This window comes from Paenibacillus durus (assembly GCF_000756615.1).
GTDB lineage: Bacteria > Bacillota > Bacilli > Paenibacillales > Paenibacillaceae > Paenibacillus_AQ > Paenibacillus_AQ durus.
Genome location: NZ_CP009288.1, coordinates 2188856 through 2209426, shown reverse-complemented (window position 1 = coordinate 2209426; position 20571 = coordinate 2188856). Strand labels below are relative to the sequence as shown.

Sequence of the window (20571 nt, the reverse complement as noted above, 5' to 3'; positions counted from 1 at the left end):
CTCCTCCTGCTCTGCTGCTCTGCATTTCGGGCGGAAATAAGCTGCCTCCTGGGATTCATAGTTTATCACCCGCGGATTTGATGGTGCATACACTGCACTGGTGAGGTGAGCCTAAACTATGGACAGACAGATTTGGCCGCAGCAATATGCTGCGAAGCTCCATCGTTCTTTAAAACAAAAGATTGGGCAATCTTATGCGCCCGGCGCTAACGCTAAACCCGCAGACATTCGGGTCATTATCCAACTGAAGCATAAAATAACCCCGGCCCGGCTGCATTCCCTGAAGAAGCACGCTGGCCGACACGCGCTCCCGGTCTTACGGCAGCTTTCGCTGGTCAATTCGGTATCGTCCAAGATTTCAGTGGACTGTCTGAAGCGGATGTGCCGATGCAGCGCAGTCCAAAAAATATATATGGACGGAATCAAAACAACGTCGCTCTCTATAGCGACGCCTTCCATCGGTTCTACTGCTGTTCAAAGAGCGAAAGGTCTTACTGGAAAAGGGATTAACATCGCTGTTCTCGACACCGGGGTCTTTCCGCACCCGGACCTGACCCGGCCCGCCAACCGGATTGTCGCCTTTAAGGACTTCATCAACCGCAGACAGCGGCCTTACGACGATAACGGTCACGGGACCCATGTCGCCGGAGATGCGGCGGGAAACGGCTGGTCAAGCAGCGGAAAATATAAGGGGCCGGCGCCGGAAGCGGGCATCGTGGGTGTCAAAGTACTGGGCCGGAATGGCATCGGGTACGACTCCACGATTATTAAGGGAATTGAGTGGTGCATCGCCCACCGGAAGCGGCTGAAGCTGCGCATTCTATCCCTGTCACTTGGAGGTCCGATAAATTCTTCATATAAGGACGATCCTCTCTGCCAAGCCGTGGAGCAGGCGGTCAAGGCCGGACTGACCGTCGTGATTGCAGCCGGAAACGGCGGTCCCAGGTACGGTACGATTGAATCCCCAGGAAACAGCCCTTCGGCCATTACGGTTGGAGCGGTGGACGACCGCCGCACCCTAACGCAAGCCGATGACCGCATTGCCTGGTTCTCCAGCCGGGGACCGGCACGCTTCGGAGGGCGCAAGCCAGACCTTGCCGCACCGGGCGAGACGATTATTTCGCTGCGGTCTCCCCGCTCCAAGCTGGACCGCGAGTTTCCTTCTCAGAGAATCGGCCGCAGCTATTTCGTATTGTCCGGCACCAGCATGTCTACGCCCATCATCTCCGGCGCGGCCGCCCAATTACTGCAGAGCAATCCCGCTCTATCTCCATCACAGGTTAAAACGATACTGAAAAAGAATACCTTCCGCCTCAAATTAAACACCAACACTGCCGGAAGCGGTGAGATTAATGTGAGGTTTTTGCAGCGTCGGCGGCGTTCCCGTTAATAATTGTGCGGAATGCCGTAAATTTCGTTACCGAAACCATTAAAATTTAAAATGATATTGACAACCATCCAGACCGCGTTTATGATTAAGCCAATAATTGCGTCACATAACCTGACACTATTATATTATTGCTTCTTGTATAAGCTCACAATGTGGGTGAGCGTCTCTACAGGCAACCGTGAATTGCCCCAGGCTACAAGAGGTGTATCAGTTATTTCCCTTTCTCCGGCAGCCTAAGGCAGCGGAGCGAAAGGCCGATTTAACTATGCGCCTCTTGTACCCGGGGTTTTCTGCGTTGCAGGAATTCCCAATAATCCGTGAGGTGAGAGATGATGAATATCAAAGCTAATTCCCCTGCTGAAGCCGCCCAAACGCAGCTTCCCCGTGACTGTACATTTACGGAAAATGACTGGCATGTTCTCTCCAAATACTGGTATCCGGTTGCCATCGCAAGCGAGATTGCGGACAAGCCGGTGGCTGTGAAGCTGCTGGACGTGAAGCTTGTCTGCTACCGTAGCAAGGGCAAAGTCGTTATTGCCCGCGACCTATGCTTCCACCGGGGAGCCCCTCTCAGCATGGGATGGGTTGAGAACGACGAGATCGTATGCCCTTATCACGGCTTTCGGTATAACTGCGAAGGAACATGTACCGCGGTTCCCGCACACCCGAGCAGCAAAATTTCACCCAAACTGAAGCTGATTATGTATCCCGCCGTTGAGCGGTACGGGTTGATCTGGACTTGTCTCTCGGGTGCCGAGGAACAAATTCCCGACTTCCCAGGCTGGGATGATCCGGATTTCATCAATATTTTGCCTCCGAGCTTTGACATCGCGGGTTCCTCCGGACGCCAAATGGAGGGCTTTCTCGACGTATCCCATTTCGCTTACGTGCATACGGACAGCTTCGGCGACCGCAATAATCCAGAGGTCCCGCAGTACAAGGTGAGACGCGAAGGCACTGAGTTATTTGCGGACTATTGGAGCACGGTCAGCAATTACGGAAAAGGCCAGAACGTCCCCGTTCCCGAAGGCTTTATGTGGCTGCGCGCGTTCCGCGTATTCCCGCCGTTCGCCGCGTCGCTTACCGTGCATTTTCCAGAAGACGGGAAGCTGATGATCTTGAACTGCGCTTCCCCGGTCTCGGCCCGCTACACCCGTCTGTTCTGCCCGATTTCACGCAATTTTGATAAAGACGCTCCGCTTCAGCCCACCATTGATTTTAACCTTCAGGTATTCCAGGAGGACCGCGACATGGTCGAGGCTCAGACACCGGAAGACCTCCCGCTTGATCTGACGGCGGAGGCCCACATTCCGGCTGACCGCACTTCCATCGCCTACCGGCAGCTGCTTACGGAGCTTGGACTCGGAAGACATTATACATCATAAGCAAAAGAAATCGCCCTTCCTTTTTGACAAAGGATCAGGGCGATTCTTTTTTAACCCGCTCCCTAACAGGACGGCGAAGCCGTTTCTTCTTGACCCGCTTCGCATTCCGCTTTGCATATGACCGTCTCATACGGTTTCATGATATCTGCTTCATGATCATTCCGATTGGATAGTACGATAGAACCCGCAAGCGGCGCAGGTATCGCAGCATTTCGGTCCGTAAAATTGCATAATATCGTCCATTCCTCGTTACCCAAGGTCCGAACATATCCGCCAAGCTCCTCGGAATCCTTATAAATCTCCCGATAGCTGCCGTAAATCAGCGCTTTATTCTCGCGGCGCAGCCTGATCAGCTTCCGGTAGAAATGCAGGATCGAATTCCCGTCATGCAGCGACTGCTCCACATTGATCGACGTATAATTCGGATTCACCCGCAGCCACGGCTCCCCGGACGTAAATCCGGCCATCGGCTCCGCACTCCACTGCATCGGCATGCGCCCCTGATCCCGGCTCCTTTTCGCCAGATGGTTCAGGATGTCAGCCTTTGGTCTGCCAAGGGCCGTTTCGTAAGCGTGAAAATTGATGCTTTCAATATCCCGATACTCCTCAATGGATGCAAAATGATGATTGGTCATGCCAATCTCCTGCCCTTGATAGATAAAAGGAGTGCCCCGCATCAGAAAATAGTAGGCGGCCAGCATTTTGGAAGATTCCTCGCGGTAAAGGCTGTCGCTGCCGAATTTCGAAACCGAACGGACATGGTCATGATTCTCCATGAACAGCGCCATCCATCCCTTATCTGCCGTCTCCGTCTGCCATTTGGACAGCGCATGTTTGAAATCGGTCAGCTTCCAGGAATGGTAGATTCCTTTGGCCGCCGGTTTGACGTCCAGGTCCACATGATCAAACTGAAAAATCATATTAAAAACGCCGCTCTGCTCATCCACATATTCATGAATCTGCTCAATTGGAACGCCCGGCGCCTCCGCGACGGTCATCACATTGCGCGGCTTCAGGACCTCCCGTTTCATTTCGTGCAGAAAATCCAATATCCCCGGTTGATTCAGACTTGCCCCTGCAAGCGGAGCATAACGGCGGCCCTCTTCCGTCTTCAGATTCGGAAACCGTTGATCCTTTTTAATAAAAGTAATCGCGTCGATGCGAAATCCGGCAATCCCCTTGTCGATCCACCATTCCATCATGGAGAAAATATTCCGGCGGACCTCGGGATTCTCCCAGTTCAGATCCGGCTGCTTTCTGGAAAAGCAGTGCAGATAATATTCCTGCGTGTCCTCGTCATACTCCCAGGCGGAACCCCCGAAATTCGATTCCCAGTTGGTCGGTTCCTCCCCGCCCAAGCCCGGCCTCCATATATACCAGTCGCGCTTCGGATTGTCTTTGGAGCTGCGGGATTCCACGAACCAGGCATGTTCATCCGAGGTATGGTTCGCCACCAGGTCCATGATAATGCGGATGCCCAGGGCTTCAGCGCTGACGATCAGCTCCAGCATATCTTCCATTGTTCCATATTCGGCCTGCATTTTATAGAAATCCCGGATATCGTACCCGTTATCGTCGTTTGGCGAATCGTAAACGGGGCATATCCAAATAACGTCGATGCCCAGGTCGCTCAGGTAGCCGAGCCGGTTAATAATTCCGCGCAGATCCCCGACTCCGTCTCCGCCCGAATCCTGAAAGCTCCGGGGATAAATCTGATACACGACACTTTCCTTCCACCAATTACGGTCTCTAGTCTCCATATCTCCACTCTTCCTCCAGGTCTCGCATATTTTATCTGTACTTTATTTAATCGCTCCCTGGCTGACGCCCCGGATAATATAACGCTGCCCGAACAGGTAAGCGACAAGGATGGGCAGGATGGTGAGCAGCAGCGCGGGAATCAGCAGTTCCCAGTTGTTCATATACGTTCCGTTAAACACTTTCATTTTGATCGGCATGGTGAAATCCCGGTCTTTCGTAAGCACAAGGGACGGCAGCAAGTAGTCGTTCCAGATCCAGAGCACGTTCAGAATGGCGATCGTCACCGAGGTTGGGGCGAGCATGGGCAGCACAATTCTGAAAAAAGTCTGCGGCCGCGTGCAGCCATCCAGCAGCGAAGCTTCTTCGAGCTCATAAGGTATCGACTTTACGAAGCCGTGATACATAAATATCGAGAGTGCGCTGCCGAACCCGATATAGAGGATAATGAGCAGCGGAATCGGCGCCGCATCGATCCAATGAAGCTTGGCTCCGTAGATATAAATCAGCGGGATCATGATGGATTGAAAAGGAATAATCATCGATGCAACCATCAGTGCAAAGAGCCCGTTATTGAATTTGGTCGGACGTCTGACCATGTAATAAGCGGTCATTGCCGCGAATATGCCGATGAGCAGAACGCTTAGCAAGGTAATCACAACCGTATTTCTAAACGATACCAAGAAATTCATCTTATCGACGACTTCGGCAAAATGCCCGAAATTCAGGCTGGCCGGCAGGGAAAAAGGACTTTCGAGTATCTCGCCGTTGTTCTTGAACGAGTTGACAACCATGAGGAAGAACGGAAAGACAAAGACAACAAAGGATATGATCAGCAAAGTATAAGTGAGGATAGAGGCTGCTCTTTTTCTGGCTTCCATTAGGCGGCAACCTCCATTCTCTTACTGAAATAAACCTGCAAACCTGTAATAACCGCCACTATGATGAACAGCACGATCGCTTCGGCCTGGCCGACACCGTAGATATTTTCCGTAAAAGCTTTTTGGACGACATGCATGGATACCATGGTCGTACTGCCGTATGGCCCGCCTGCGGTCAGGGAGTAATTCACGTCATAGACCATAAAGGCATTTTTCAAGGTCAAAAAGATTGTGACGACAAAGGATGGAACCATCAGCGGGAGAATGACATTTCTTAAGCGCTGCCATGCGTTCGCCCCGTCGATTGTGGCCGCCTCCATGACGTCTTTTGGAACATTGACCAGACCTGCGACAAAAATAATCATCATATAGCCCGCCGACTGCCAAATCGTTACAATTACGATGGCCCAGAAAGCCAGGTGCTCATCCCCCAGCCAGCCCAGCCGCAGCCATTCGATGCCGAGCTTGTCTCCGATGGACGGAAGCGTCTGCACGAAGATGAACTGCCAGATGTAGCCGAGGATCAATCCGCCGATCAGATTCGGAGTGAACAGCGCCGTCCGAAAGAAATTTTGCATTTTCACGCCGGAAGTGACCAGAAATGCCAGAACAAAGCCAAGGATATTAATGATGATGACTGTCGCCACGACGAATTCGACCGTAAGCCACATGGATTCCCAGAACGCGGTATCCGTAAATGCGGTTTTATAGTTGCCGAAACCCGAGAACTTGATCGGATTAACGGGGGAGGTCATATCTGTCAGCGTAAGATACAGGCCATAGGCAAATGGAATCAGTACCGCTATGGCGAAGAAAATAATCGTGGGACCGGTAAAAAACAATTGGTTGCCGAGCGACTTCAGCCGGCTTTTTTCCGTTATCATAAGTTTGACTCACCCCTAAGTGCTTGAAGTTGAGGAAAAGAACGGGGCTGCCCCGCCCTTTTCCCGTTTCATAACGATTAATTGATTAGTGCTGGTTTTTGTAGTAGGTTTCGATGGCTTTGGCCAGATCGGCGCGGGATTCTTTCTGCGCAATATATTTTTGAATATCCGGCGCAAGGATGTTGCCCCAATCTTCAACTTTTACATAGTTGGAGCTGAACGGCAGAGTTTTGCCTGCTTGCACGGCCTCGCCAATTGCTACTCCAAGCGGATTCGTCACTTTATTCGGGTTGTTCTTGAAAGCGGAAATGACTTGGGCTTGATTGACGAGAAAATCTTGGCCTTTTTGATCATAGACGAGCCAGTTCAGAAATTTCTTGCCTGCTTCCTGCTGGGCAGCCGTAGCCGACTTGTTGATCACCAGAATATTGGTCGGGCCTGCGGCAATTTTGTTGTTGAGCGGATTATCCGGATTGTTGTCCACCGGAACCGGGATAAAGCCAAAGGATTCGCCCGAGACCGCTTTCAGTGAATCAAACGCCCAGTTTCCGTTGAACAGGATGGCGGATTCGCCTTTGCCCACGCTCAGGTGCGCATCGTCATAATACTTGCCGAGCGGGCGTTCGCCATATTTGTTGTATGCCTTGGAGACAAGCAGATCCATCGTATCGTAGTAGCCGTTCCATACAGCGTTGCTTGCTAGATCGAACTTTCCGGCTTTCAGCTGTTCCACAATCGTATTCGGGTCCTCCGCCTGGTTCAGAAACTGCGTGCTGTAATGGTTCGCAACCGACCAGTTCTCCGTTTGATAAGCGACCGGATATTTCACGCCGGAGGCCTGGATTTTGTCCAAAAGCGCTTTCAATTTGTCGCGGGTATTGATGGAATAAGGATCGAAGGTGCCGCCTATCGCTTTTTCCACGACACTCTTGTTGTATACCAGCCCGAAGCCTTCAATGGAGAACGGGAAACCGGCGATTTTGCCACTCAAGTCTTTAACGCCGTAAACGGTGTCCTGATTCCACTTCTCGCCGGAAAGATCAATGCCGAAGTCTTTGTATTTGTTAACAATGGAATCGGGAGACATCATTGCTAGCGTAACCGTTTTGCCGGAAGCCGTCAGTTTGTCCAGCAGATTGACCGTTTCCCCAACCGCTCCGGAGACCGCTTCAACCGTAATGTCCGGGTTTGCCGCCATGAAATCTTTTGCTGCCTGCTCCCACTGGGAAGCGATTTCACCTTTGCCGTTGACAATTACAATGTTGACTTTGCCGCCATTTGAATCCGCCGCTGTGTTGCCCGAATTCCCTGACCCGCCGCAAGCGGTCAAGGCAACAACCATTAAAATAACGAGGAATAAAGCCAATGTCTTTTTCAAATGAAACCCCTCCGTAAATGTAATAACTTCACCTGATCCAATCACCTCAGAATGTTTGGGAACGATACCAAATTTTATGATATTATCTCGCATCTCAGTCATCCGAAGTGATTATGGATATAATGTACCACTCTTTGGTAACGGTTTCAACAACTTTTTTCTAACTTAGCACTAAAATAATAACCAGCAAAGCGAATATATGGCTGCTTCATAGCTTCTGATCGGCAATATTTGGTTGTTTAGATTGGTAACGTTACCAAAAATGCACAAGAGCCGCCGGATGCTTGTTCCCGCATGCTAGGTGGATTCCCGGACAATCAGTTCAACCGGAAGCTCATAAACCGCAGGGCTCGGACAAGGCTCATTCAGCATCGCCAGCAAAATCTCTCCGGCCTTCTTCCCCATTTGTGCAATGGGCTGCCGGATGGTGGTTAGTCCTGGGTCCAGCACTTCCGCGATCGGTTGATCGTCAAAGCCGATGATCGCCAGATCATCAGGAATGCGCAAGCCGGCTTTTTTCGCGGCCATCATCAGCCCTCCGGCAATTTCATCGCTCCCGGCGAACACGGCGGTCGGACGGTCCTTCATTTCCATAAGGAGCTGCATCACTTGTTTACCGTCCTCAATCGTATGCTTATCGACCAGAATCCAGCTCGGATTCACCTGAATGCCGGCTTCTTCCAGCGCCTTTTGATAGCCTTGGTTCCGATCCTTGTCCTTTCCGAATTCCGTAAATAATCCGCCCGTGCAATAAGCAATCTTGCGATGCCCTCTTTCAATTAGATGCTTGACGCCAATATAAGTGCCTTGATATTGATCCACCCGGATCATCGGAACATCCGTCTTGTTGATATATTCGTTGCACAGCACAATGGGGCCAAACTCGGTATAAGGTTCAATCTGCGCCCAATCATTCTCAATCGATGTCATAATGATGCCGTCCGCCTGTTTGGTCTTCAGCAGATTCAAATAGGATAGCTCCTTCTCCTTATCCTCATTCGTCTGGCAAATCAGGGTCTGGTAGCCGCTGCGGTAACCGACCTGTTCAATGGCATCCACTAAGTAGGAAAAGAACGGATTCACAATTTTCGGGACGACCACCGCGATGGTTGTCGCAAGCTGGCCTCTTAACCTCCGGGCGGAAGGATTCGGCGTAAACCCAAGCTGCTCCATTGCCCTCAGGACCTGTTCCTTTTTATCCGGGGAAATATGGGGATAGTTATTGATCACCCGGGATACGGTTGTTTTTGACACTCCCGCCAGGCGCGCCACATCAATGATGGTTGTCATCCGTTTGTCCACCTCTCGCAGCAAATATTGAAACCAGTTTCAATCATTTTACCTTATATCGAGATAATGCGAAAGAAATTTAAAAAAGCCGCCGGACACCCGAAAGTGTCAGACGGCTTCGTCGCAACGAGTCAGTTATAAAAATTGCGGACCCAGCGGTGCGCCTTCAGCTTGGCAAGCTGGTCCTCAGGAAGCCCCAACCCATCTCCCACCTTTATATTGCGTTCCACATTGGCAACGGAGCGCATCCCCGGAATAACCGTCGAAACTGCGGGGCTGCTAAGCACATAACGCAGTGCTGTTTCAGCCATTTCGTCAATAGAAATGTTCAAGTCGGCTGCAATTTGCTGCACCCGCTCGAAGACCTCCCGCTTACGGTCATTCTTGAAATAATGATTGCGGAAATCGCCTTTATCGAAGATCGTTTCCGGCGTGATTTTTCCCGTTAATCCGCCCTCGTCCAGCGCAACCCGAACGATCACCCCTATATCGTGCTTCTCACAAGCAGGCAGCAGTTCGTCCTCCGGACTCTGTTCAAAAATATTGTAAATAACCTGCACGGTGTCAACGAGACCGCTTTCAATAAGCTTAATCGCATTGCTTGGCTGATAGTCATTGATGGAAACGCCAAAAAACCGGATTTTTCCCTGTTCCTTCAGCTTCTGCACACCTTCCAGCCAGTCCCCTCTACCGACCCACTCATCCGACCAGACATGGAACTGCTGAACATCAATCGTCTCAAGACCCAAATTCCGCAAGCTCTGTTCCGTGGAGGAAATCACATGCTCCTTAGTGAACGTCTCTTCTACCGGTACACCGCTGCGGGCGGGCCACTGTCTGTTAATCGGCGGGATCTTGGTCGCCACATAGATGTTCCCGGCATGCTCCCGGACAACTTGTCCAACCAGCTTCTCACTGTGCCCGTCTCCATAGCCAAGCGCGGTATCAATAAAATTCAATCCCAGCTCAATGGACCGGTTCAGCGCTTTGAGCGATTCTTGATCATCCGCGCCAATCCATGACGTTTTACCGATCCCCCAGGCTCCAAAACCGACTTCAGATACTTTTAATCCCGTTCTTCCAAGCGTTCTGTAGTTCATGAGTTCCCTCGCCTTCTTTAATCTGAAATTTTCCATTGCAATCCCCAGTATACCACAATGAACGATCAAAACTTAAAGCCGCCAAACCCCCGGAACCCCTTGTGTTTAGCGGCAGTCCGTCCCCCTATTTCTTCACTCTCATTACCTGTTCGATTGCCTGCTTCATCAATCTGCCCCCCCGATCCCAGGAAATCTTGAGCGCATCCTGACGCCCCTGGCGGCCTTTCACCTTGCAGAGATGGGGATTCTCGTATGCGGCCCTCATCTGCTTTCTGAGGCTTTGAAGCTCCGGCTCCGCCCAGCGCTGTCCCTGCTGCGCGAACAGGTGGCTAAATTTACGGGATATCGCGTGCCTGCTTCGCATGCTGACCGCCGGGTTCCGCAGCTTATATTTCACCAGGAAAGCATTTCGGCTGTTTACAAAATCCATATGGCCTCCCCAGCCCGTTGCAATAACCGGAATGCCGCTGGCCATTGCTTCAAGAAACGGCATGCCCACGCCTTCCCCTCTCGTCGGCAGCACAAAAGCATCCCCCAGCGTATATATCCCTCTAAGCTGCCCGGGTGTGATCGGCCTGCCGATGATCTTAACGGGAGCGGTGCTTTTATTAAGACCCAGCTGTTTCTTGTACTGGCTGATTCGTTTCTTAATCCAGCCTTCCGTCTCACGAGAGTCATAGCCGTTCGTCTTGATCACGAGCAGCACGGAATCACTGGCGGAGAACTCCTCCCAGTACGCCCGGAGCAGCCCTTCCGGATTCTTGCGGTGCTGGAAACCAAAGACGGACACAAATACGAATCTCCCTTTATGCTCCGGCAGGTTCAGCTTGAGATTTCCCGGACGGTATTCCTTCGTATTCACGCCATGGGGTACGATGAAGATGGGGACCTTTACGCCGCTGTTCAGGAGTGCTTCTTTGTTCTGGAGCGTAGGCACAAAAACCGCATCAAATTTATTCATGTGCGGCTTCCAGCGATTCGGCAACTGTGTCGTCTCCCAAATGGTGTTCAGGATCACAAGATCGTAACGCTTCCGCTCCTCTTTCACATGTACCTCGTGCGGCGGATGGTGGCATATTAGAACTTTTTTAACCGCTGACCGCCGGATTCCAAGGTTCTTTAACGATTTGAATCCAACCCGCACATTTACACCCTGCCGCCGCAGCGCCCGCACGTACGCCCGGCTGGCGATACCGAGCCCGCTCTTTTTCTTAACGGGGCCCCGCCATTCACACCAATATGTGTTCATAAGCTCCCTCATTTCACTGCGCATCGTCGTATGAGTTAGAGTATGCCAGCTCCGCTGAAAAAGGGATTAACCGGTATACAGGGACATAAATAATTCGCTCAGAAAATCGGGGGACCGAAAATCTTATACATATTTACCCGAAAAAATCAAATGCCGCATCCAGCGGTTTATAGTAAAATGATGTAAGCGCACCCAATTGGTACAATAATCCATTTTGAGGAGAGTGGTGCTGTGGGGAAGTACGCCGCCTATACAATAACCACACTGAAAAACACACAGGTATATAAGTTCGATGTGCTGCTGCGGGTAATCAATTCCTTTATTCTGGTCATCGCCTTCCGCGAAGTGTGGAGGGCCATTTATGCTAACGGGCAAGGGCTTGCCCTATCTACGGGAGTCACTTCACAGGGAATGCAGACCTATGCGATGCTCTCCGTCATTCTATTCGCTATCATGCCCCCATCCATCTCCTATGAAATCAGCGACAAAGTAAGAGACGGTTCCATCGTATTCGACATGCAGAAACCTTGGGACTATGAATGGATGCATTTCTCCAAAGCGGCGGGGGTTTTCCTATACAGCATGGTCTATGCCGTTATTCCGCAGCTGGTTGCGGTGTTCCTGTTCTTCCCGATCGATTATCCGGCCGGCGTGCAGGCTGCCGCTTTCGCTGCAAGCGTCCTGCTTGCTTTTCTGCTGTCCTTTCTGATTAATTTCATCGTCGGCATGACGGCCATCCTGTTCACGGAAACGTGGGGGATCGAAATGTTCAAATCTGTTATTACCGACATTTGCTCCGGCGCAATGGTTCCGCTCTGGTTCTTCCCGGATGCGGTCAGCCGGGTCCTTCTTTGGCTTCCGTTTCAGGGTATTTTCAATATTCCTTTGTCCTTGTTCATTGGAAAAATAACAGGAACCGCCATCTGGGAACAGCTCGCCTTTCAAGCCGCCTGGTGTCTCATCCTTCTGCTGCTCAGCCGGGTGATCCTCGCCTGGATCGAGCGGAAGCTGGTTATCACGGGAGGTTAATCTACAAATAAGGAGGCGAAGGTCCAATTGATCGGCAGACATATCAAGCTGTATCTAGCCATGCAATCGGCAAATTTGCGGTCACACATGGCCTATCCGTTAAATTTCGCCATCGGGGTGCTGAGCATTACGTTTCTCGGTTTGTCTTTTATCCTGGTCTCCTGGGTGATCACGCAGAAGGTTCCCATCATTAACGGCTGGAGTACGTATGAGCTCATCTTCATGACTTCACTCAGGCGGACAACGCACGGCATCTTCATCGCATTCTTCGTCCAGAGCTGGTTCCTCGACTCGCTAATCCGGAATGGGGAATTTGACCGCTTCCTCGTCAGGCCTCTTAACCCGATGTTTTCATTTGCCGCGCATAATATACAAATCTACGGATTCGGTGATATGCTGGCAGGCATCATCGGACTAGCCGTATCCATGGCGCATATTCCAGACTGGACCTTCGGAAAGATCGTATATCTGCTGGTAATCGTCTTCAGCGGCGCGGCTATCGAATGGTCGCTGCAGATGCTGATCGGCTGTATGGTGTTCTGGACACTTCAGGGAGGGGCAATGCGCAATATCCTTGACCAACTGCTCGCCCAATTTACCCGCTATCCGTTATCCATCTATAACGGCGCTTTGCAGGTTCTGCTGACTTTCGTTCTGCCTGTTGCGTTCATCAGCTATTATCCTTCTTCATTTTTATTGGGAAACCGGTCGGACAGCACGTTCTCTCCTCTATTGATGTATCTCACGCCGCTCGTGGCGCTGCTCTTGGTCTCGGTCACTTACTTCGTATGGACAAAAGGATTAAACGCCTACAAAGGAGCGGGTACATAAGTGGACATTATTGTAGCGGACAATTTGGTCAGACAGTTCGATTCCAAAGAAAAGCCGACTGGATCATTCAAGCTGCTTAAAGCTCTCTTTTCCTTCAAAAAGAAGTCCAAGAACGTCGTGGACAACGTGTCATTCACTGTACGGAAGGGGGAAATCGTCGGCTATATCGGACCGAATGGAGCAGGAAAATCGACCACGATCAAAATGCTGTCCGGTGTGCTGGTGCCCACTTCGGGAACCGTCCTCGTTAAAGGGTTGGAGCCGTATAAGAACCGTAAGCAGCACGCGGGGCATATCGGCGTCGTATTCGGACAGCGCACCCAGCTGTGGTGGGATCTGCCGTTGATTGAGTCATTCAAGCTGCTCGGCAAAATATACGATGTTCCGAAAGAGCGATTTCAGCGCAATCTGGAGATGTTCACCGATATTCTGGACATGTCGTCCTTCCTTTCCACGCCGGTCCGCCAATTGAGCCTGGGGCAACGGATGCGTGGAGATATTGCCGCAGCCCTGCTGCATGAGCCGGAAATTCTCTTCCTCGACGAGCCGACAATCGGTCTTGACATCATGGCGAAGGAAAAAATCCAGTCCTTTCTGCAAGAGATCAATAAAGAGAAAGAAATCACGATCATCTTAACGACTCACAACATGGACGATATCGAAAAATTATGCCATCGAGTCATCTTCATCGACAAAGGACAAATCCTGTTCGACGGCAGCACGGAGGTCATGACCGCCGAGTTCGGAGGCTTTCGCTACCTGGTCGTGGATGCGCCGAACTGGGACGAAGCCGCCTGGAACGGGCCACCCGTCGAACGGAGGGAAGACAGCCAGTTGTTCTTCCGGATTGAAGACGACAAGCAGGTCGCCCCGATGATCAAGCAGCTCTCAGACCTGCTTGACATCCACAATCTGACCGTCCAGGAGCCCAAAATCGACGACGTTATCAAACAGTTATATCAAAGGATCGATCATTAGATACGCATGAATTTGATGATATGGTAAAAGCCGCCGGATACCCGAAAGGGTTTGGCGGCTCATAGTTAGGTCTTGATGGATCGGTCAGCCACCCGCTCTCCGGCAGCCATTCATTAACCCATCGATCCCTAGTCGGGCCGATTTCTTCGGATGAGCCGAAATGAACAGTTACCGCATATAGACCTTCCGGGATGATAGCCTCCTTCAACCCATACGTATTGTAACAATTTCTATTCGATATGATCTACTCTATTACGTTTTTTCACTAAATTGAATTGAAAGTTAGCGAGAAATGTAACACTTAGGAGGATGATCAAAAGCCCTATTATTATGCTTGAAGAAATAGGCTCTTGTAAGAACAACCACCCCCACAAAATTCCGAAGACTGGAATCAGGTAGGTTACACTGAGTGTTTTAACCGGTCCTACACTGCGAATAAGTTGGAAGTACAGTAGATATGCAAGGGATGTTGAGAGAATTGCCAACCCTATAACTGCTAGGATCACATCTCCTCCTGGAGCATTGCTCGGGGGAAATGAAACGGCTACCGGCAACAACAACACTCCTGCAGCAAGCTGCTGGCCAATCGCCAGATTTAAGGGATTCTCATCTTTAAATCTCCTTGAAGAAAACACTCCCCCGATAGCTATAAATAATGCTGCAGCAAGGGACATACTCACTGGAATGAGAATGCTTTTACCCATGTCTTGAGGGTTCCAACCCACCAGGATAACTACCCCCAGTATCCCCAACATGAGGCCGAGTTGTTTTTTAAAAGTGAACCGATCCTGAATCCATATCCGAGCAACTAAAGCTGTAAATAATGGCGTGGTTGAATTAAGAATAGCAGCCAATGAGGAGTCAATATGAAGTTCGGCTGCTGCTATAAGGCAGAATGGAATAGCGGCGTTCAATGCTCCAAGAAGCAAGTATTCCTTCCAGTTATGCAACAGCCTGGGGCGATGCCTGATAATGGCTGCATAAATGACCAAGGCGACTCCGGCGATTAAAACACGAAGATCAATTAATAGAAAGGGGCCTAACACAGGAGAAGCTATTCTCATGAATAAAAAAGATGCCCCCCAGAGTGATGCCAGTAATAATAAAACACCTATTTCTCTTGACTTCAAAGAAACTACCTCCTATTATTATTTTCTTCTTGTCTAATCGTAAAGGTTGAGTTAAAATGAATCAAATTAATTCTATTCATATTTGATATGAGGGTATGCTCATGACATTTTCGCAGTTACAAGTTTTCGCCAAAGTTGTGGAAACCGGAAGTTTTACAAAAGCCGGGGAAGCGCTAAATATGACTCAATCCGCTGTTAGTCATGCTATTGCAGGCATCGAGTCCGAACTTGGAGTGTCTTTAATCATTCGTGACAGAAAGCAAGGGATTATGCTCTCTGATTTTGGAAGACGTGTGCTTAAATCAGTTAGGGAAATTTTGAATCATATGACTCAAATCGAACATGCGGCAATGGCAGAAAAGGGTCTTGAAGCCGGAACGATTCGAATTGGCAGTTTTCCCAGTGCTGCTGCCCGCTTACTGCCGAAAATCATTGCCAGGTTTAAACAGCAATACCCCCGGGTAGAAATTGTCCTTTTTGACGGGGATGATAAAGAGGTCTCAGACTGGTTATATGATCGAGTCATTGACGTGGGCTTTGTAGCACAACTTAACCGGAATGATAACTTCATTCCCCTAACCAAGGACAAGATGGTTCTTGTACTGCCTAAAAATCACCCATTCGGAGATTTTCCGTCAATTTCTGTAGAGAAATTTTCTGATCTCCCATTTATCATGTCAAAGGGTGGGTGTGAGCCTTTCATTCGAGAGATTTTTGCCCATGCCGGCTTGTCTCCCTCCGTACAGTTCGAAGTAAGGGATACGAGTACAATATTGAGCATGGTTCAAGAAGGACTAGGAATCACAATTGTTCCTGAATTGGCTTTACCGGACTCTCTTCCCAACATTGAGGTTATAGATTTGAAGCCAACCTATTGGAGGCACTTAGGTCTTCATTGCCCTTATTTGGACGAAGCGCTGCCTGCAGTACGGACGTTCATTTTAGTGGGACAATCATTATTTCACGCAGAATCAAATTCATAGCGCCTGAAGACTGGTGAACAGTCCTCCGAAAACAACAAAGGAGTCGCCATCAGCTTACTTTGTACTGCACCGGATTGGTTGGACTGGCCTTTGTCAAAAAAAGGAGCGCCTCGGTATGATGGGTTGTCCACGGGTTTGAAACCCAACACCATCAAGAAGGCGCTCTTACTATGAAGTTTAAGCAATCAGACGGACAAAATCAACGTATTGAACGAACAAACCGCCGGATGATTCTATCAAAATGGCGATTTGGCACACTCGCCTAAGGATAAAGCTCAAGCCCGGCGTCTGCTCGCCGCATCCATCCAATTCGGAATCCAGCCCCGCTCCAAATCATCCAGCGTCTTCCCTGGAGCTACGATCGTATCAATGGCATCCAGCAGATCAGAGCTTAACCGAACATCAACGCCTGCCAATGATCCTTGAAGCTGTTCGAGCGTACGCGGTCCAATAATGGTAGATGTAATAGATGGGTGCGCTTGGGTGAAAGCGACAGCCATGTGGGGAAGAGCGATTCCGGCCTCGGCAGCAAGTCCTTGCAACTCATTAATGATTTCGAACTTCACGCGATTTTCTTCACGGGTCGGGTCAACAATATTTCCCAGGACACTTCCTTGAAAACGGGCAGCGCGGGAATCTGACGAAGCGGCTTGACCTTTGGCGTATTTTCCTGTGAGCAAGCCTCCGGACAGCGGACTCCATACAAGCACGCCCATGCCGTATTTTCTCGCAACTTCAAGGACATCAAGTTCGATGCTGCGGTTCAGGATGGAATAAGGAGGCTGCTCGCTTGCGAAGCGTGCCAGATTGCGGCGTTCGCTTACCCCTTGCGCCTCGGCAATCTGCCAAGCCTGAAAAGTGGAAGAACCGATATAGCGGATTTTCCCTTCCTGGACAAGATCGGTTAGTACGCCAAGTGTCTCCTCAATATCGGTTTGCGGATCCGGACGATGAAGCTGATATAGGTCAATATGGTCCGTTTGAAGCCGGCGCAAGCTGTTTTCGACTTCCTGTCTGATCCACAACCTGGAACTTCCGCTTTGATTCAGCCCTTTTCCCATTGGCATTCCGACTTTTGTCGCAAGCACAACCTCATTACGCCGGCCTTTTAAAGCTTTCCCGACAATTTCTTCTGAACCTCCGGCCGCATAGACGTCAGCGGTGTCAATGAAGTTGATGCCATTTGCGATGGCAGCATCCACGATTTGAATGCATTCTTCCTCGTTTGTGTTTCCCCATGATCCAAATGCTCCTGTACCCAAAGTAAAATTGCTTACTTTCATGCCTGTGCGTCCCAAATTCCGGTATTCCATATCAATTACCTCCTAAAGCGTTAATAAGTTCTTCCGTCGTCAGAATCTCATGAACGATGGTCGGGCCGTTGATCTCATGCGCCGCATGCATCGCCTCCCGGCTAAAGGCCGCTGTCGCATCTTTTACAAGAGCAACATGGTAGCCGAGCTCCATTCCGAATCTAGCGGTCGATTCAATGCATGTATTTGCCAGCATACCGATGATGATGATTTTGCTGACGCCATGCACTTTAAGCTGATGATCCAGGTCCGTGTTGGCGAAGCCGCTTTGAGACCAGTGCTCTTTGATGATGATGTCGCCTTCCTGCGGCTGGAAATCGGGATGGAACTCGCCTCCCCAGGTGCCTTTGGCAAATGGCTGGGCTTTGGCTGTAGACAGCTGATAAGGCGTCGGATATTTCCATGTTGAAAAATCTCCCGGTTCAAAGCGGTGATGTGGTACAAAAAACACCTGAATGCCCGACTTGCGAACCGCTTCTACGATTTCTTTTAAGTGTTCCAGCATGTTCACGGACTCCGCCACTTCTTTGGCATATGGGTAGAGCTTGCCTTCGGAAGCCAGGAAGTCGTTATACGGGTCCACCAGAAGAAGTCCTGTATTCGTGCTATCGTATTTTTTGTTCGTCATATTAATCACTCTCCATGTATATTTATGATTTCATTAACCCGCGATCTCGTTGCGCATATTTGTGTAGCAAGTACAGGGAAATAAGGGGCAGCACGCATAGTCCGAGATAAATGTTTTGAAACACGTTTGCCATATCCATGCCCTTTTGCAGCACAATCAGCATCCCCGTAATGCCTACCCCGAACGCGCCTCCGAAGAAGCCGCCCAGCTGATTCATGCCCATACCCGCCCCCATGTGTTCTATGGAAAGATACTGTGATATTTCATTGGAATTACTGGCGGTCAGACTGGAAAATCCGAGACTCATAAAAAAGTAACTGATGAGAACACCGTAGATGGAAAGACTTGCCACGGTTGCAAACAGGACGACGGAAAGCAATAGGAACCCTGCCCCCCACCTGGAGACGATGCCGTTTCCGAAACGGTCGATGATTTTCCCTATTTTTCTGGAGGCAAACGCAGTAACAATCGCCCCCGGGAATATAATCAATCCGATTTCCATCGGACTCCGGTGAAAGACTTGAGCCAGCAGGATCGGCATACCGAACAGCGTAGCGAAGTTGATGAAATACGCGGTGAAGCTGACCGACAGCAGCTGCGTGAACCTTCTTTGGCGAAGCAGCTCCGGATGGATAAACGGCGAACGGATTCGATTGATATGCCGCCACAACAGCCCCATCGTAATTAAACTAATGAATAGCGGCCAGGGAGCGAAAGTCGTAACGAACAGCAGCAGACCCGTAATCGAAACTGCCACCAGCAAGCTTCCGGCGATATCAAATTGGACGGACTTTTTCTCTTCCATGGGCACATGTCTGTTAAAGATTGGAGTGATAAACAGAACTGCGGCGGTCATGACAAAAAGGAAGTTCCATCCGAGATACTGAGTCAGGGCTCCCCCGACCACCGGTCCCAATCCGAATCCAAGCGAGGTGCCTGAAGCAATGAAGGACATGGCGCTGCCTCTTCGCTCCTTGGGGATATACCTAGAGAACAACACATAGCCTAGCCCAGGAAATGCTGCAGCCCCTATTGCCTGAAAAATCCGGGCGGTCATCAACAGAATAAAGGTATGGGCGAAGTAGCCGAGCAATGAGGACAGTACCAGTAAAAAGGCGCCGAACAGAACCATTTTACGGATGGGCAAAAAATCGGTCAGGCGGCTGTAAGTAATGGTTGCTATCCCAAAAATAATGGAATATGCGGTGACAATCCATGAAGCGACCGTTGGCGTTAACGAAAACTCATGGGCTACTCTGGGGAGAGCCACGTTGAACATCGTCGTATTCATGACCACGAGCATCGCTGCCAAACTCCAAAAGGGGACGATCAGTTTCTCATTAAATGATTTTTCTCTTGTATTGAGTATCTCTATATCAGATATGGCTTCCATAAAAAAACCTCCCACTCCCATATTCCTCTTATAAGAAAGTCCGAGTAAATCCTTACTCGCTTAAAAACGCGGAGACATGCAGGACAAACCGTTCAGGATATTGAAACAGGAATCCGTGCCCGGAGTCGGGATAGAGTATCAACTGGGCATTCGGTATATGCTGCGACATAATAAAGGAATTGATGGTCGGAGCCATGATATCGTTATCACCGTTCGCGACTAGAACAGGCTGTTTAATCTCAGCCAAACGGGGATAGGCTGTATCCGGTCCGGCAGCGAAACCGATCAGTGCTTGTGTCTGCGCCTTTATGGTTTCAGCTGTAACCAGCGGCGCGCGATCCGTCTTTCTCCATTGAAGACGCTCCAGATACTCACGGCCTTTGGCCTGACTGGTTTCTGTCGGCTCGAAGAACAGGAATAAGAAATCTTTATCCTCATTAACAGGCGTGGTCATCACTTCAAACACTCCGTTTCTCGATCTTTCGGTGTCTTCGCCCGCTCCGGGTCCTGTTCCGGCAAGAATGAGACGGCGAACCAGGTCCGGCCGTTTCAGCGTCACATGCTGCGCCACCATGCCGCCCATTGAGAACCCGATTAAATCGACTTGCTTAAGACCAAGCGCTTCAATAAAAGTGATCGCATAGTCGGCCATGTCAGGGACGTTATTAGGCGTAACCCCTGTAGACAGTCCCACACCGGCGCTGTCGAACAGGATAACGGTTCTCTCCTTGGCGATGCCGTTAACGACAGTCGGGTCCCAGTCATCCATCGTGCCCCGGTAACGCTGGCAGAACACAAGCGGAACTTCGGACTCCGCTCCGAACTTGCGGTAAGCGAAGGTGATTCCTCCGGCTTCCACGTAAGAGGTGGGTACAGTCTCCGCGGTCAACGCGCTTAATGCTCCTTGATTAATCATCGATAATCTCTCCTTTTTTGATGGAATAATTTATTGGAGATTCGCAAGAACTTCA

Annotated in this window: 19 protein-coding genes and 1 riboswitch; of the genes, 6 read left to right on the top strand and 13 right to left on the bottom strand. The window is 50.1% G+C overall.

Annotated features, from left to right (window positions below; genetic code table 11):
* Positions 1-118: 118 nt before the first annotated feature.
* Complete coding sequence (locus PDUR_RS09910; RefSeq protein ID WP_042206135.1) at positions 119-1390, top strand: S8 family peptidase; 1272 nt, start codon at positions 119-121, stop codon at positions 1388-1390.
* A gap of 115 nt (positions 1391-1505) precedes the next feature.
* A riboswitch (purine riboswitch) is annotated at positions 1506-1606 on the top strand.
* Positions 1607-1722: 116 nt separating this feature from the next.
* A complete protein-coding gene (locus tag PDUR_RS09905; protein ID WP_042209227.1) occupies positions 1723-2775 on the top strand; it encodes an aromatic ring-hydroxylating oxygenase subunit alpha in 1053 nt (350 codons plus the stop codon).
* A 62-nt stretch (positions 2776-2837) separates the two neighbouring features.
* Here the strand turns inward: PDUR_RS09905 and PDUR_RS09900 are convergent, their stop codons facing one another.
* The 7 genes from PDUR_RS09900 to PDUR_RS09870 form a co-directional block, all read right to left on the bottom strand.
* On the bottom strand, positions 2838-4535 hold the full coding sequence (locus PDUR_RS09900; RefSeq protein ID WP_042206134.1) for an alpha-glucosidase: 1698 nt from the start codon (positions 4533-4535) through the stop codon (positions 2838-2840).
* Positions 4536-4577: 42 nt separating this feature from the next.
* The gene (locus PDUR_RS09895) at positions 4578-5414 is read right to left on the bottom strand and encodes a carbohydrate ABC transporter permease (protein ID WP_042206133.1); all 837 of its coding nucleotides are present in this window, start codon (positions 5412-5414) and stop codon (positions 4578-4580) included.
* Positions 5414-6298 (bottom strand): carbohydrate ABC transporter permease, encoded by an 885-nt coding sequence (locus tag PDUR_RS09890; RefSeq protein ID WP_042206132.1) that lies wholly within the window; start codon positions 6296-6298, stop codon positions 5414-5416. The genes PDUR_RS09895 and PDUR_RS09890 overlap by 1 nt, the downstream gene beginning before the upstream one ends.
* 85 nt (positions 6299-6383) lie before the next feature.
* On the bottom strand, positions 6384-7676 hold the full coding sequence (locus tag PDUR_RS09885) for an ABC transporter substrate-binding protein (protein ID WP_156130403.1): 1293 nt from the start codon (positions 7674-7676) through the stop codon (positions 6384-6386).
* A 297-nt stretch (positions 7677-7973) separates the two neighbouring features.
* Positions 7974-8978: a LacI family DNA-binding transcriptional regulator gene (locus PDUR_RS09880; protein WP_269079211.1), complete on the bottom strand. Its 1005-nt coding sequence runs from the start codon at positions 8976-8978 to the stop codon at positions 7974-7976.
* 119 nt (positions 8979-9097) lie between these two features.
* Entirely contained in the window at positions 9098-10066 is a 969-nt protein-coding gene (locus PDUR_RS09875) for an aldo/keto reductase (protein WP_042206130.1), read from the bottom strand.
* Positions 10067-10190: 124 nt separating this feature from the next.
* Positions 10191-11315 (bottom strand): glycosyltransferase, encoded by a 1125-nt coding sequence (locus PDUR_RS09870; RefSeq protein WP_042206129.1) that lies wholly within the window; start codon positions 11313-11315, stop codon positions 10191-10193.
* Positions 11316-11546: 231 nt separating this feature from the next.
* Here PDUR_RS09870 and PDUR_RS09865 point away from each other — a divergent pair, with 231 nt between their 5' ends.
* Genes PDUR_RS09865 through PDUR_RS09855 form a run of 3 tightly spaced genes read left to right on the top strand, consistent with a single transcriptional unit; the run spans position 11547 to position 14153 of the window.
* Positions 11547-12344, top strand: coding sequence for an ABC transporter permease (locus tag PDUR_RS09865; protein ID WP_042206128.1), 798 nt, complete (start codon positions 11547-11549; stop codon positions 12342-12344).
* A 27-nt stretch (positions 12345-12371) separates the two neighbouring features.
* Positions 12372-13175, top strand: a complete 804-nt coding sequence (locus PDUR_RS09860; protein ID WP_042206127.1) for an ABC transporter permease — start codon at positions 12372-12374, stop codon at positions 13173-13175.
* A complete protein-coding gene (locus PDUR_RS09855) occupies positions 13176-14153 on the top strand; it encodes an ABC transporter ATP-binding protein (protein WP_042206125.1) in 978 nt (325 codons plus the stop codon).
* Here PDUR_RS09855 and PDUR_RS30330 read toward each other — a convergent pair.
* Together PDUR_RS30330 and PDUR_RS09850 are read right to left on the bottom strand one after the other, a co-directional pair.
* A complete protein-coding gene (locus tag PDUR_RS30330) occupies positions 14122-14361 on the bottom strand; it encodes a GyrI-like domain-containing protein (RefSeq protein WP_169744903.1) in 240 nt (79 codons plus the stop codon). The two genes, PDUR_RS09855 and PDUR_RS30330, sit on opposite strands and share 32 nt — an antisense overlap.
* A gap of 22 nt (positions 14362-14383) precedes the next feature.
* A complete protein-coding gene (locus PDUR_RS09850; RefSeq protein ID WP_042206124.1) occupies positions 14384-15283 on the bottom strand; it encodes a DMT family transporter in 900 nt (299 codons plus the stop codon).
* Positions 15284-15384: 101 nt separating this feature from the next.
* Here PDUR_RS09850 and PDUR_RS09845 point away from each other — a divergent pair, with 101 nt between their 5' ends.
* Entirely contained in the window at positions 15385-16266 is an 882-nt protein-coding gene (locus PDUR_RS09845) for a LysR family transcriptional regulator (protein ID WP_042206123.1), read from the top strand.
* Between the two features lie 275 nt (positions 16267-16541).
* On the opposite strand, the gene PDUR_RS09840 is transcribed toward PDUR_RS09845, so the two are convergent.
* The 4 genes from PDUR_RS09840 to PDUR_RS09825 are packed head-to-tail and all read right to left on the bottom strand — an operon-like array spanning position 16542 to position 20516.
* A complete protein-coding gene (locus PDUR_RS09840; protein ID WP_042206122.1) occupies positions 16542-17579 on the bottom strand; it encodes an aldo/keto reductase in 1038 nt (345 codons plus the stop codon).
* A 1-nt stretch (position 17580) separates the two neighbouring features.
* Positions 17581-18207: a cysteine hydrolase family protein gene (locus tag PDUR_RS09835; protein ID WP_042206120.1), complete on the bottom strand. Its 627-nt coding sequence runs from the start codon at positions 18205-18207 to the stop codon at positions 17581-17583.
* Between the two features lie 22 nt (positions 18208-18229).
* Positions 18230-19600, bottom strand: coding sequence for an MFS transporter (locus PDUR_RS09830; protein ID WP_042206119.1), 1371 nt, complete (start codon positions 19598-19600; stop codon positions 18230-18232).
* A 52-nt stretch (positions 19601-19652) separates the two neighbouring features.
* Positions 19653-20516 (bottom strand): alpha/beta fold hydrolase, encoded by an 864-nt coding sequence (locus PDUR_RS09825; RefSeq protein WP_042206118.1) that lies wholly within the window; start codon positions 20514-20516, stop codon positions 19653-19655.
* Positions 20517-20571: the final 55 nt, after the last annotated feature.